Here is a 12,266-nt window from a genome sequence, read left to right on the forward strand (position 1 = left end):
TCAATCTTAACGACGTTCGTGGCTCAGCACCTGACGCGGTTGAGTGCGACGACCAATGCGTCCCATCACGCCAGCCAGCACCGCTTCAATCAGCAGCATAAAGAAGGCGTACCAGCTCGCTTTCGCGGTTGCCGCAGCAGCCTGCTCAGCCGCCTCGCGCGCTTTCTGTTCTGCCTGCTGTTTCAGCTGTTGATACTGCTGCATCGCTTTCTGATAGCTCTGTTCGGTCTGGCTAACGATCTGCTCAACTTCCTGATCGCTCTTACCGGTGCGCGCCTTGATGATATTTTTCAGCGCGTCGCGGTCAGCCGCCTGCAGAGTATCGGCATGACGATTCATTACGCCGCTAATCCAGTTGGTAATATCGGTATCGGCGTTCTGCGGATTTTGCGCGGTATTTTTCGCCTGATTTTCGGCATTATTCGCTTCGCTATTCGCATCCTGCTGTAAATTTTCCGGCTGCAATTCCGGCTTGCCGGTTTGGCGCAGCGTGGTAGTCAATTCATTCTGCAAATCATCGAGGTTGATATTATTTTCCTGCAGCTTCTGTTTGGCAAAGTCGGTCACTGCCGGCGCCGCTGCGGAAATACCGTTACCTGCCGCCTGGAAGCCTGCGCCAATAATATTAAATGCGCCGCCGATCAGGCTGCTGGCAAGAGAAACAGCCAGCCAGATAGTAAATAAAGTGCTCAGGCCAAACATCAGCAGACCATGCAGCGCGCCTTCACGCTGCGCCAGACGGCCCGCCAGATAGCTACCCACCGCCATGGCGATCAGCATGCTCAGACCGGTCCACACCAGGGCGCCGGTGCCAAGATGCTGCAGCGGATTTTGCTCCTGCTGCGGATCGACGGTGGTGGCGCCAATCGCGGTGCCGAGCAGCGTCAGTAAAATATGCACAATCAGCGCGCCAATTACGCCAGCGAATACGGCGCTCCATGAAATACGCTTTAACGGTAATCCCGCGTGCGTTTCAGTAATGGTTTCTGTTGTGCCATTATTAATCCGGGTTTCGTGCATGGTGGTTCTCCTCGCAACAGACAACGTTAAATAATCAATATTAAAAAAAGGACAATACATGTGGTTGTTGTTATTTAGCGTAGACGAGAAAACTATTTTCACCAGAGTAAGCGGCAATATATTGCAGTTAGCGAAGCGTGAATATTTGAGATAAGCAAAGCGGAATAAAGCAAGGACGCAAGATAATATTTTTTTGCGTCCCTTGTTGCGATTGTTATCCGAACGGACGAAGACCGCCGCCGACGCCGGCTGCGGCGCTTTGCCACAGCGCCAGCCCCGCCGCGATCAGCAGCGCGCTGCCGATCAGCGCCAGCAAAGGCATCGCCAGCGCCGCCGTCGAGGCCGCGCGGCTTTCACCGCCCAGCCGCTGCGCCAGCGTTCGAGCGCGCTGCACCAGCAGGCCGATGGCGGAAATGGTTAACGCGGTGCCCAGCGCCATCACGACGGCCGACAGGACGCCCCAGAGATAAACGCCGATAACGCGCGAAAAGAGCAGCATCATGATCGCACCCGAACAGGGACGCAGCCCCATTGACGCTATCAGCAGCAGCTGGGTTTTCACGCTGACCGCCTCAGCGACCTGCTGCGCGTCCGGCAGATGCGCATGGCCGCAGCCGCAGTGCGCGTGGTGCTGATGATCGGCGCGCAGCGCGCGGATCGTTATCGGCGAGCGCGGACGTAGTTGACGAAGCAGCGTCTTCAGGGCACGCACGCCGATCCATATCCCTAACCCGATCACCAGCAGATAGCTGCCCTTCTCTAGCCAGTAGCTGCTGAGATGCAGCTGGCGCGAAGAGGTCTGCAGCACTACCAGCATCAGCGTCACCAGAACAATGGCTACGCTGCCCTGCAGCAGCGACGCCAGCAGCGTCAGCCTGAGGGTGAGATTGAGGCGCGCCGGATGAGTCGCGAGGAAGGTGGTGATGACCACTTTGCCATGGCCGGGCCCCAGCGCATGCAGCACACCATAGGCCAGGCTGAACAGCACCAACAAACCGCCAGCCTGTCCGGGCGCGGTTTTAACCTGCTGCAGCAGCTGGGTCATCTGCTGATGAAGCCCTTTCTGCCAGATGGCGCTTTGCAGCAGAATTTGCGGCCAGTATTGCCACAGCGTCAACGCGCCCGCCGCCAGCGCAAGGGCCAGCAGCCACAGCGGCCAGACGCGACGCGCGCGGCGTTGAGAAAGCATCAATGACATGTCAGCGTCACCTTTTGCGCAAACTGACGCCCCAGGTCCATCTGTTCAGGCGGCGCGTCGGCTTTATCGAGCGACAGCGCATACTGCTTCAGCGAGCTGTCAGGTTTCGGCGTCTGCAGGGCCACCTGACAGCGGCCCTGCAGCGCGGCGGGCAGGCTAAGCGCGCGGGCGTCGCTATAGGTCATATCGACGAAATAGGTGGGATCGAACGTCAGGATGTCGAAACGCTGTCCGGCTAGCTGCGGCGGCTCTGCCAGCGGCAACACAAACTCCAGCACCGCTTTATTGCCGCTGCGCGACAGCGCGTAGGACTTCGGCAGGTTAAGGAATTTCACGCGCTGGCCGTTGTGCCAGACTTCGGAAAAGTAGTGCTGGCCCAGCACGTTCGCCATTACCTCCGCCGCCAGCTTTTTCCAGGTTTCGCTGCCGGGCTTCGCATCGCCTGCGTCGTAAAGCAGATCGGCCGAGGTAATCTCGTCCATGGTCCAGCGCATTTTCAGGCCGGTCAACGCATCGCCGTCGGCGAGCAGCTCGGTTTGCATGTCGATAAAGCTGTGCGGATGCGCATAGCTACCGGCGCTCAGCGCCATTAGTAAGGTAAAAAGCGCGCTTCTTTTAAAGTTAAAAAGAGACATACCAGGTTAAACGCTCCGGTGAATGACAAAAAAATTGTGACCCGTCCTGAAGCATTGCACAAAAAACCAGCCGAAAGCCGCGGCCTTATTCGCCATTGGCTATTCTTAGCGCAATACCGGACCGCTGGAATCTAGACTGATGAGTTCTGCTCCCTCTTCGGCACCACTCTTCACCCGTTCACAGCGTCGTTGTCATCTGCTGCTGCTACTGTATCTGCCCACTCCCGCGCTTACGCTCGAAAAACTCTGTCAGCTGAACGGGGTCGAGGCCGCTGTCGCCCGACAGGATATCGAAGATGTCAGGGATGAGATACAGCGTTATCACCAGCTGGAACTGCATCATATGGTGGACGGCAGCTTTCGCATTCACGGCACCGAGCTGGATCGGCGACTTTGCCTGCTGCACTGGCTGCGGCGCGGGCTGCGCTTGTCGGAAAACTTCGTGCGCGACCACTTCGCTGCGCCGCTGCGCCAGCGGCTGAAAGCGATGAAAATAGAAAAAGCGCTCTACGACGAAACCAATCTGCAGGCGCTGATCCAGCACTGCAGCCTGAAGCTCTGCCGCGACTTCAGCGCGCGCGATCGCCTGTTTCTGCAAATCTTTATGAAATATGGTCTGATGCAGCGTCAGCCCGCGCTGTTTAACGAGCGTCAGCTCGCCTGGCTGCAGCAAAAGTATGAGCGCGAGGCGGCGATGGACGTCATTCTGCACTGGCAAAAGCGCTGCCATTTGGCGCCGCATATCAGCGAAGCGGAATTCTGGACGCTGCTGTTTAGCCTGATCCACGCGCCAGCGCCTGACGCGCTCGACCATCCCTGCAGCCAGCGGCTGATGCAGGCCACCAGACAGCTGGTCGCCGCCTTCGAGCAGCTGGCCGAACTGCGCTTCGAGGCGCCCGAGGAACTGACGGAGCAGCTCTATACCCATCTGGCGCAGGCGCTGGATCGCGCTCATTTCGGCATCGGTATCGATAACAGCGTGGCGCTGGACGTTACCAGGCTCTATCCGCGTCTGCTACGCACTACGCAGCAGGCGCTGCGCGATTTCGAAACTGCGTACGATTTGCGCTTTAGTCAGGAGGAGGTGAGCCTGATTGCGGTGATCTTCGGCGCCTGGCTGATGCAGGAGAACGCGCTGCAGGAGAAGCAGGTATTGCTGCTGACGGGCGATAACGCCCGGCTTGAGCAGCAGATCGAGCAGCAGATCCGCGAAATCTCGCTGCTGCCGATCAATATCAAATATCAGGAAATGAGCGACTTTCAGCGCGAAGGCGCGCCGCGCGAAATCGCGCTGGTGATATCGCCTTACGCCACCTCGCTGCCGCTCTATTCGCCGCCGCTAATCCACGCCGAACTGCCGCTGAGCGAGCATCAGCAGCAGCGCATCCGGGCGCTGCTGGAGGCTTAAACCGCGCGCGGCCGCAAGAAGAGCGCCGGCAGCGCCACCAGCGCCATCACCCAGAAAAGATGGCCCTGCAGATGCGCGAACAGCACGCCGCAGATCATGGTCATCACCGCAATACCGCCGCCCATTGCCAGCGCTGAATAGATCGACTGCAGCCGAATCACATCCGGGCCGCGGCGCGCGGCGATAAAACGCATCGCCGCCAGATGACAGACGGTAAAGCTGCCGCAGTGCAGGATCTGCCCCACAATAAGCCACGGCAGCTCAACGGTCGCGCCCAGCAGCGTCCAGCGCGCCAGCGCGCAAAGGCCGGAGAGCAGCAGCAGATCGCGCGCGCGCCAGCGGCGAAACAGGCGATTGCTCAGGGCGAAAACCACAATCTCCGCTACCACGCCGAGCGACCACAGATAGCCCACCACCGAAGCGGAATAGCCGCTCTGCTGCCACCAGATGGCGCTAAAGCCGTAATAGGCGGCGTGCGCGCCCTGCATCAGCGTGACACACAGCATAAAGCGCCATACGCTATTCTCGCGCAGCAGATCGCGCCACGCCTGCCAGCCGCCGCTCGCCGTACTGTGCCGCTCTTCGCCCTGCGGTCGAGTATGCGGCGGCAACAGCATGCCGCCCAGCATCGCCAGCACCCCGACGGAGAGCAGCGCCAGAATCGCCTGCGATGACCAGTGGTTCACCAGCAGCCCGGTCAGCGCGGAGCTGATCACGAACGCCAGCGATCCCCACAGCCGCACCGGCCCGTACTTGAGTCCGATCTGCTGCGTCCAGGTGGCGGCCAGCGCATCGCTGAGCGGCACCAGCGGCGAGAAAAAGAGGTTAAAGCCCACCATAACGAAGAGCAGCCACAGCCACTGCTGCCCGATCCAGTAGCCGGCGGCAAACAGGCAGGTCATCAGCGCCAGCAGGCGCAGCGCGGTAATCAGCTGCGCCGGATGTTTGACCTGTGAAGCGATCAGCAGGCTGCCCACGAAGCGCGCCACCATGCCGCAGCCCAACAGCAGGCCGATTTTTTCCGCGTCGAGGCCGGTCTCTTTTAACCAGACGCCCCAGAAAGGCAGATAGATACCGTAGCAAAAAAAGTAAGTGAAATAGCCAAGACCGAGCCATTTCGCCGAGCCGATGGTCATTCTGCCTCCCGCAGCAAAGCGTCCATGATAAGTAAGTGCGCGCGATTTTAGCCTAAAAACGGCAATAAAAAAGGATGGCCGAAGCCATCCTCAATCACGATCGCGCAGGCGAACGCTTACGCGTAAACCGGCAGGCGCGAGCAGACTTCCAGCACTTTCTGTTTGGTGCGTTCGATAGTCGCTTCGTCGTTGACGTTATCCAGCACGTCGGCGATCCAGCCGGCCAGCTCGCGGACTTCCGCTTCTTTAAAGCCGCGACGGGTCACGGCAGGCGTACCGATACGCACGCCGGAGGTGACGAACGGGCTTTTCGGATCGTTCGGCACGCTGTTTTTATTAACGGTGATGTTGGCGCGACCCAGGGCGGCGTCCGCCTCTTTGCCGGTCATGTTCTTGCTCACCAGATCGATCAGGAACAGGTGATTATGGGTGCCGCCGGACACGATGTCGTATCCGCGCGCAATCAGCACTTCCACCATCGCTTTGGCATTTTTCGCGACCTGCTGCTGGTACGCTTTGAACTCCGGCTCCATCGCCTCTTTAAACGCCACCGCTTTACCGGCGATAACGTGCATCAGCGGACCGCCCTGCCCGCCCGGGAAGACGGCAGAGTTAAGTTTCTTGTAGAGATCTTCGTCGCCGCCTTTCGCCAGGATCAGGCCGCCACGCGGGCCCGCCAGGGTTTTATGGGTGGTCGAGGTAACGATGTGCGCATGCGGCACCGGGTTCGGATAGACGTCAGCGGCGATCAGGCCAGCCACGTGCGCCATATCAACGAACAGGTAAGCGCCGACGCTGTCAGCGATTTCACGCATTTTCGCCCAGTCGCAGACGCCGGAATAGGCGGAGAAGCCGCCGACGATCATTTTCGGCTGATGGGTTTTCGCCAGTTCAGCCAGCTCGTTGTAGTCAATTTTGCCGCTCTCATCGATGCCATAAGGCACGACGTTGTAGAGTTTGCCGGAAAGGTTGACCGGAGAACCGTGAGTCAGGTGACCGCCATGCGCCAGATTCATGCCCAGAATGGTGTCGCCCGGCTGCAGCAGCGCGGTATAGACGGCGAAGTTAGCCTGAGAGCCGGAATGCGGCTGCACGTTGGCGAAGTCGGCGCCGAACAGCGCTTTCGCGCGATCGATGGCCAGCTGCTCAACGATATCGACATATTCACAACCGCCGTAGTAGCGTTTTCCCGGATACCCTTCCGCGTATTTATTGGTGAGCTGCGAACCTTGCGCCTGCATTACACGTGGGCTGGTGTAGTTTTCAGAAGCAATCAGTTCAATGTGCTCTTCCTGACGCACTTTCTCTTGCTCCATCGCCTGCCACAATTCGGCATCATAATCGGCAATGTTCATTTCACGCTTTAACATCCGCATCTCCTGACTCAGCTAACTTTTTAACGGCGGTTTAGGCTCCCTTACGGAGCAAAGGCCAACAGTGTAAACCGTTTTGCCAGGTGACGGTAGCGCCAATTCCGCTTTGCACGCAAACGATTGGCTCGCCGCTGGCAAAGGTTTTTTACGCTTTTCTATATGCCAGGCTCTTCACGATTTTTCATCAGGTTGTGACGTAGATTTTTTCAATTTGTACCCAAACCTTGCCAGCGAGATTGCCCAATTTAGCAGCGGGTTATTTACAACCTCAGGGGTACGATTATAACATGCATTTAAAATGCAACTTTACGCAGCCTGAGGTATTCCCATGCTTGACGCCCAAACCATTGCTACCGTGAAATCCACGCTTCCCGCCGTTGCCGCCGTAGGACCAAAGCTTACGGCTCACTTCTACGACCGCATGCTGTCGCAGCATCCCGAACTCAAAAACGTCTTCAATATGAATAACCAGCGCAACGGCAACCAGCGCGAAGCGTTGTTTAACGCCATCTGCGCCTATGGCGCGAATCTCGATAACTTGGCGGCGCTGCTGCCCGCCGTTGAAAAGATCGCGCAGAAGCACGCCAGCCTGGCGATCAAGCCAGAGCAGTACGCGATTGTTGGTGAGAATCTGCTGGCAACGATTAAAGAGCTGTTAAATCCAGGCGATGAGGTGCTGGCGGCATGGGGCCGTGCTTATGGCGTGCTGGCCAAGGTCTTTATCCAGCGTGAAGAGGCGATTTATCAGGAAACCGAGCAGCAGGCAGGCGGCTGGCGCGGCACGCGCCCGTTCCGCATTGCCGCTATCGACGCGCAAAGTTCCGTTATCAAAAGTTTTACGCTGACCCCGGTCGACGGCGGCGCGGTTGCGGCGTTTAAACCAGGTCAGTATCTCACCGTGCATCTGCATCCCGCCGAATTTGAGTTTCAGCAGAATCGCCAGTATTCGCTGACCCACACCAGCAACGGCAAAAGCTACCGTATTGCGGTGAAGCGCGACGCCCAAGGCAGCGTCTCCGGCTGGCTGCATGAAAAAGCGCAGGTCGGTGATGTGCTGGATCTGACCGCGCCGCACGGCGACGTATTTATGGAAGTCGATACGGAGACGCCGGTAGCACTGATATCTGCGGGCGTCGGCGTAACGCCGACGCTGGCGATGCTGCATGCGCTGGCCGAACAGCAGCATGCCGCGCCGGTGACCTGGCTGCATGCGGCGGAAAACGGCGCGCAGCACGCCTTTGCGGAAGAAGTGGCCGAGACGGGCGCCCGCCTGCGCGACTTTGAGAAACGCGTCTGGTATCGCGTGCCGGAGGCGGCCGACGCCGGCCGTTTTGATGCCGAAGGCGTGATGGATTTGGCTGCCGAATCTGCGCGATTACAGGATGCGCGCACGCAGTTCTGGCTGTGCGGTCCGATCGGCTTTATGCAGTTTATCGCCGGTCAGCTGCGCGATGCGGGCGTCGATGCCTCACGCATTCACTATGAAGTGTTTGGCCCGCATAAGGGGCTGTAACAGAAAGTGAGTAAAAGGCCGCTTATAAAGCGGCCTTTTATCTGTTAAAGCCTGTATTAAATCGCCTCTTCGTCCTCTTCGCCGGTACGAATACGCACCACGCGCGACACGTCGAAAACAAAAATCTTACCGTCGCCGATTTTACCGGTCTGGGCGGTTTTCATAATGGTTTCCACGCAGGTGTCGACGATGTCGTCGCCTACGACCATTTCGATTTTCACCTTCGGCAGAAAATCGACCATATATTCCGCGCCGCGATAGAGCTCGGTATGCCCTTTCTGACGACCAAAGCCTTTCACTTCAGAGACCGTCATCCCGGTGATGCCGACTTCAGCTAAGGCTTCGCGCACATCGTCGAGTTTGAATGGTTTGATAATCGCATCAATCTTTTTCATGTCAGACCCTTTTCTCACTCCCTCCGTGGCCGGATGGGGTGCTGTAAGTATAGTCCCGCAGCCGCAGACTACAGGCGTGTTGCCCGCAACACATCCCGGCCGCCGGGGCGTTCGTCGACGCTCTCAGGCGCTTCATCGCGCCAGAAAGCTACTCTTTAAAATCGCTGGCGTCCAGTTCATGTCGGGACAGCAGCTTATAAAACTCGGTGCGATTGCGCCCGGCCAGCCGGGCGGCATTGGTGACATTGCCTTTGGTCATCTGCAACAGCTTACGCAGATAGTTCAGCTCAAACTGGTTTCGCGCCTCGACAAAGGTCGGCAATACGCTGTTCTCGCCGCTCAGCGCCTGCTCGACCAGCGCATCGCCGATCACCGGCGACGAGGTAAGCGCGACGCACTGCTCGATCACGTTTACCAGCTGACGCACGTTGCCCGGCCAGCTTGCCGTCATCAGCCGTTTCATCGCATCCACGGAAAAGCTGCGCACAAAGGGTTTATGCCGATCCGCTGCCTGACGCAGCAGATGGCCGGCGAGCAGCGGAATATCTTCGGTGCGCTCATGCAGCGCCGGCAGCTTAAGATTGACCACGTTGAGGCGGTAAAAGAGATCCTCTCGGAACTCTTTCTTCTCCATCGCCTTCGGCAGGTCGCGATGAGTGGCGGAGATAATGCGCACGTTAATGTCGATATCGTGATTGCTGCCGAGCGGACGGATTTTGCGCTCCTGCAGCACGCGCAGCAGCTTCACCTGCAGCGACGGCGGCATATCGCCGATTTCGTCCAGAAACAGCGTGCCTCCTTCCGCCGCGTGAAAGAGTCCTTCACGCGCGCTTACCGCGCCGGTAAAGGCGCCACGGGCGTGGCCGAACAGCTCCGACTCCAGTAGCTGCTCCGGCAGCGCGCCGCAGTTTATGGCGATAAAAGGTTTGCCCGCGCGCGGGCTGGCGGCGTGGATCGCCTGCGCCAGCACCTCTTTGCCGCTGCCGCTCTGGCCGTTAATTAAGACGCTAACGTCGGACTGCGCCACCATGTGCGCCTGCTCCAGCAGCCGCAGCATAATCGGGCTGCGGGTGACGATCGCTTCTCGCCAGCGGTCATCGCTGGCTGGCGCGCGCTGCGCCAGCGCATCGTCGATCGCTTTATAGAGCGCGTCGCGGTCTACCGGCTTGGTGAGGAAGCTGAATACGCCCTGCTGCGTGGCGGAGACGGCGTCGGGGATCGAGCCGTGCGCGGTGAGGATAATCACCGCCAGGCTGGGGTTACGCTTCTGAATTTCCCCGAACAGCGCCAGCCCGTCCATCTCATCCATGCGCAAATCGCTGATGACGAGATCGATCTGCTCTTTTTGCAGCAGGCGCAGCGCTTCCGGCCCGCTGGCGGCGGTAGTGACCTGGTAACCTTCGCTGCTGAGGCGCATCCCCAGCAGCTTTAACAGGCTGGGATCGTCATCCACCAGCAGCAGACGTGCGGATTGTCTGGCCATTAAGGCTCCTCATGTGGCGAGGTTTCCGGCGCATGGCCACTTTCGGTGACGTCTGGCGCTTTGCGCGAAGAGAGCTGACGTTCAATATCCGTCAGGCGCTCCAGCTTATGCTGCGTGTCGTTAAGAGTCTGGCGCATCTGCGTCTGCTGCTGACGCAGCACGTCGAGCTGCGCATCGCTGCTCTGCTGCAAATGCGCGAAGCGCGTGCGCGTTTCGCTGAGATCGAGCTGCGCGACCTGATTGCCGCGCCACAGCTGAATCAGCGGACGCACCGCGCCGGGAAAGCGGCTGCTGTACGCATCCAGCGCGTCGACGTAATCGCGGCGTTCCAGCGGCGTAACGTTACCGTTAGCCATCAGGATGCCGTTTTTAAAGGCGCGCGCCCAGCCTTCCACCGGCCAGCGATGCGCTTCGGCGCGCGCCTCTGCGGGCGACAGGCGCTCGGCGCAGTCGATGGCGCGCAGCCAGTAGAGCGGATTCCCCGTTGCTGTCGCGCTTTCGTTGCGCCAGACGCTGGCGCAGTCGGTCGCCAGATAATCGGGAAGCCTGACCTCCGGCTCGGCGACGACGGCGTCGCGATGCGCGGACGAAGCGGCCGGGGAGGCGCTGCAGCCGCTGAGCGAAAGGCTCAGCAGCGCGGTAAAAAGTGAGGCGAAGACGATATTCATCTGTCAGTGATTCCCGGCTGTGTGATTCAGTACAATACGAAAACAAACGTCGGCATCTTTGCTGTCGATCAGCAGCAGATCCCCCTGCATGCGGCGCAGACAGTCTTTGGCGATGCTCAGTCCCAGCCCGCTGCCTTTAACCGGCCCTTTACGCTGCAGACTCCCCTGGAAAAAGGGTTCGAAGATCATTTCCCGTTCTTTAGCGGGAATCGGCGTGCCGCTGTTGGCGACCTCAATCCACACCTTGTCGCCGTGCAGCTGGCTGCGCAGCCAGATGCTACCGGATTCGCCGCCATAGTTCACGGCGTTAGAGTATAAGTTGTCGATAACGCGCATCAGCAGCACAGGCTCCGCCAGACAGCTTTTCACCTGGAGATCGTAGTGCACATGCATCAGCTTAGCGCGCGCCGGCAGCGCATGGGCGCTGACCACCATATCTACCAGCTCGCCGATATCCACCGTCTCTAGCGTCGTCGGCCCCTCCACCAGCTTGCGGTTGTAGTCGAGCAGCTGCTCAATCAGGCGATGCAGATGACGGCTGCTGGCATCGAGGATCGCCACGACCTCTTTCTGGTCGCCGTTCAGCGCGCCCACTACCTCGTCCGCCAGCAGCTCCGTGCCCTCGCGCAGGCTGGCGAGCGGCGTCTTCAGCTCGTGGGAGAGATGGCGCAGGAACTCATGGCGCTGCGTCTCCAGCCACGCCAGCCGCTCGCTGAGCCAGACGATGCGCTGCCCTAAAGAGCGCAGCTCGCGCGGGCCGCGAAACGCCACGGTCGCGCCCAGCTCGCGCCCTTCGCCGAGCCGGTTAATCATGCGTTCGACACTTTTTACCGGCCCGATAATCATGCGGGTGAACAGCAGCACCAGCGCCAGGCTGACGATAAACAGGATAAGCGCCTGCCAGCCGAAAAACTGGCCGCGATCGGCAATTTCGCGCTGCAGCTGCAGCCCGCGCGCGAATACCACTTCGCGCGTCTCCTGCACCAGCTGCGCGTTAACGGCGGAAAAGCTCTCCAGCGCCTGCGAGGCGGCGGCGGCCGGGTTGCCGTTATCACACTTGAGTTCGGCAAGCTGCGGCAGCGTCGCGCGCAGCGTCTGAAACGCCGCCAGCGCGGGCAGGCTGGAGGCGTGAGAGTCGAGGATCTGGCTGTAACGCGCGCGCTGGGTTTCATAGAGACGCGCCAGGGTGGCGTCGCCCAGCACGCAATATTGTCGGTAGCTGCGCTCCAGCTCCAGCGCGGTGCGCGCCATCGCTTCGCTGCGGCGCACGTCGGTGAAGGTGTTGCGGTTGGTGTCGGCGGCCTGATCGCTCAACGCCGATAAACTTTCCCAGGCCTGCCAGGCCAGCACCAGCAGCGGCAGCAGCACCAGCAAAAACGCCATCAGCACCAGCTGGCGCAACGATCGGGGAAATAAACGCCATCTTCTCACGCGGTC

General features: G+C 59.6%; 11 protein-coding genes. 2 read left to right on the forward strand and 9 right to left on the reverse strand.

What is annotated here, in order from left to right; all coding sequences use genetic code 11:
- Nucleotides 1–6: 6 nt before the first annotated feature.
- From JS46_RS18065 to JS46_RS18075, 3 genes are all read right to left on the reverse strand, one after another.
- Nucleotides 7–1,020: a TIGR04086 family membrane protein gene (locus tag JS46_RS18065; protein WP_033753956.1), complete on the reverse strand. Its 1,014-nt coding sequence runs from the start codon at nt 1,018–1,020 to the stop codon at nt 7–9.
- 214 nt (nt 1,021–1,234) lie between these two features.
- Nucleotides 1,235–2,218: a nickel/cobalt transporter gene (locus JS46_RS18070; RefSeq protein ID WP_033753959.1), complete on the reverse strand. Its 984-nt coding sequence runs from the start codon at nt 2,216–2,218 to the stop codon at nt 1,235–1,237.
- Nucleotides 2,209–2,808, reverse strand: a complete 600-nt coding sequence (locus JS46_RS18075) for a DUF1007 family protein (RefSeq protein ID WP_033754161.1) — start codon at nt 2,806–2,808, stop codon at nt 2,209–2,211. Before JS46_RS18075 ends, JS46_RS18070 begins: the two co-directional genes overlap by 10 nt.
- A gap of 184 nt (nt 2,809–2,992) precedes the next feature.
- Here JS46_RS18075 and csiE point away from each other — a divergent pair, with 184 nt between their 5' ends.
- Entirely contained in the window at nt 2,993–4,261 is a 1,269-nt protein-coding gene (csiE, locus tag JS46_RS18080; protein WP_033753961.1) for a stationary phase inducible protein CsiE, read from the forward strand.
- Here csiE and JS46_RS18085 read toward each other — a convergent pair.
- A complete protein-coding gene (locus JS46_RS18085) occupies nt 4,258–5,397 on the reverse strand; it encodes a 3-phenylpropionate MFS transporter (RefSeq protein ID WP_033753964.1) in 1,140 nt (379 codons plus the stop codon). The two genes, csiE and JS46_RS18085, sit on opposite strands and share 4 nt — an antisense overlap.
- Before the next feature lie 116 nt (nt 5,398–5,513).
- Entirely contained in the window at nt 5,514–6,767 is a 1,254-nt protein-coding gene (gene glyA, locus JS46_RS18090; RefSeq protein ID WP_033753967.1) for a serine hydroxymethyltransferase, read from the reverse strand.
- Nucleotides 6,768–7,098: 331 nt separating this feature from the next.
- Between glyA and hmpA the strand changes: the two genes are divergently transcribed.
- Nucleotides 7,099–8,283 (forward strand): NO-inducible flavohemoprotein, encoded by a 1,185-nt coding sequence (gene hmpA / locus JS46_RS18095; protein ID WP_033753970.1) that lies wholly within the window; start codon nt 7,099–7,101, stop codon nt 8,281–8,283.
- A 56-nt stretch (nt 8,284–8,339) separates the two neighbouring features.
- Here hmpA and glnB read toward each other — a convergent pair whose 3' ends face one another.
- The 4 genes from glnB to JS46_RS18115 all read right to left on the reverse strand — a co-directional run bounded on the left by glnB (nt 8,340) and on the right by JS46_RS18115 (nt 12,260).
- Nucleotides 8,340–8,678: a nitrogen regulatory protein P-II gene (gene glnB / locus JS46_RS18100; RefSeq protein WP_033753971.1), complete on the reverse strand. Its 339-nt coding sequence runs from the start codon at nt 8,676–8,678 to the stop codon at nt 8,340–8,342.
- A gap of 148 nt (nt 8,679–8,826) precedes the next feature.
- A complete protein-coding gene (gene glrR, locus JS46_RS18105; RefSeq protein ID WP_033753973.1) occupies nt 8,827–10,161 on the reverse strand; it encodes a two-component system response regulator GlrR in 1,335 nt (444 codons plus the stop codon).
- The gene (gene qseG / locus JS46_RS18110) at nt 10,161–10,829 is read right to left on the reverse strand and encodes a two-component system QseEF-associated lipoprotein QseG (RefSeq protein WP_033753975.1); all 669 of its coding nucleotides are present in this window, start codon (nt 10,827–10,829) and stop codon (nt 10,161–10,163) included. Before qseG ends, glrR begins: the two co-directional genes overlap by 1 nt.
- 3 nt (nt 10,830–10,832) lie before the next feature.
- A complete protein-coding gene (locus tag JS46_RS18115) occupies nt 10,833–12,260 on the reverse strand; it encodes a HAMP domain-containing sensor histidine kinase (RefSeq protein WP_033753977.1) in 1,428 nt (475 codons plus the stop codon).
- Between the last annotated feature and the right edge of the window lie 6 nt (nt 12,261–12,266).

The organism is Pantoea sp. NGS-ED-1003, assembly GCF_000738765.1.
In the GTDB taxonomy this organism is placed as follows: domain Bacteria; phylum Pseudomonadota; class Gammaproteobacteria; order Enterobacterales; family Enterobacteriaceae; genus Pantoea; species Pantoea septica.

Bases quoted from the DNA above. Each gene is read 5' to 3' on its own strand.
- JS46_RS18065 (WP_033753956.1), bottom strand. From the start codon at position 1,020: ATGCACGAAACCCGGATTAATAATGGCACAACAGAAACCATTACTGAA.
- JS46_RS18070 (WP_033753959.1), bottom strand. From the start codon at position 2,218: ATGTCATTGATGCTTTCTCAACGCCGCGCGCGTCGCGTCTGGCCGCTG.
- JS46_RS18075 (WP_033754161.1), bottom strand. From the start codon at position 2,808: ATGGCGCTGAGCGCCGGTAGCTATGCGCATCCGCACAGCTTTATCGAC.
- csiE (WP_033753961.1), top strand. From the start codon at position 2,993: ATGAGTTCTGCTCCCTCTTCGGCACCACTCTTCACCCGTTCACAGCGT.
- JS46_RS18085 (WP_033753964.1), bottom strand. From the start codon at position 5,397: ATGACCATCGGCTCGGCGAAATGGCTCGGTCTTGGCTATTTCACTTAC.
- glyA (WP_033753967.1), bottom strand. From the start codon at position 6,767: ATGTTAAAGCGTGAAATGAACATTGCCGATTATGATGCCGAATTGTGG.
- hmpA (WP_033753970.1), top strand. From the start codon at position 7,099: ATGCTTGACGCCCAAACCATTGCTACCGTGAAATCCACGCTTCCCGCC.
- glnB (WP_033753971.1), bottom strand. From the start codon at position 8,678: ATGAAAAAGATTGATGCGATTATCAAACCATTCAAACTCGACGATGTG.
- glrR (WP_033753973.1), bottom strand. From the start codon at position 10,161: ATGGCCAGACAATCCGCACGTCTGCTGCTGGTGGATGACGATCCCAGC.
- qseG (WP_033753975.1), bottom strand. From the start codon at position 10,829: ATGAATATCGTCTTCGCCTCACTTTTTACCGCGCTGCTGAGCCTTTCG.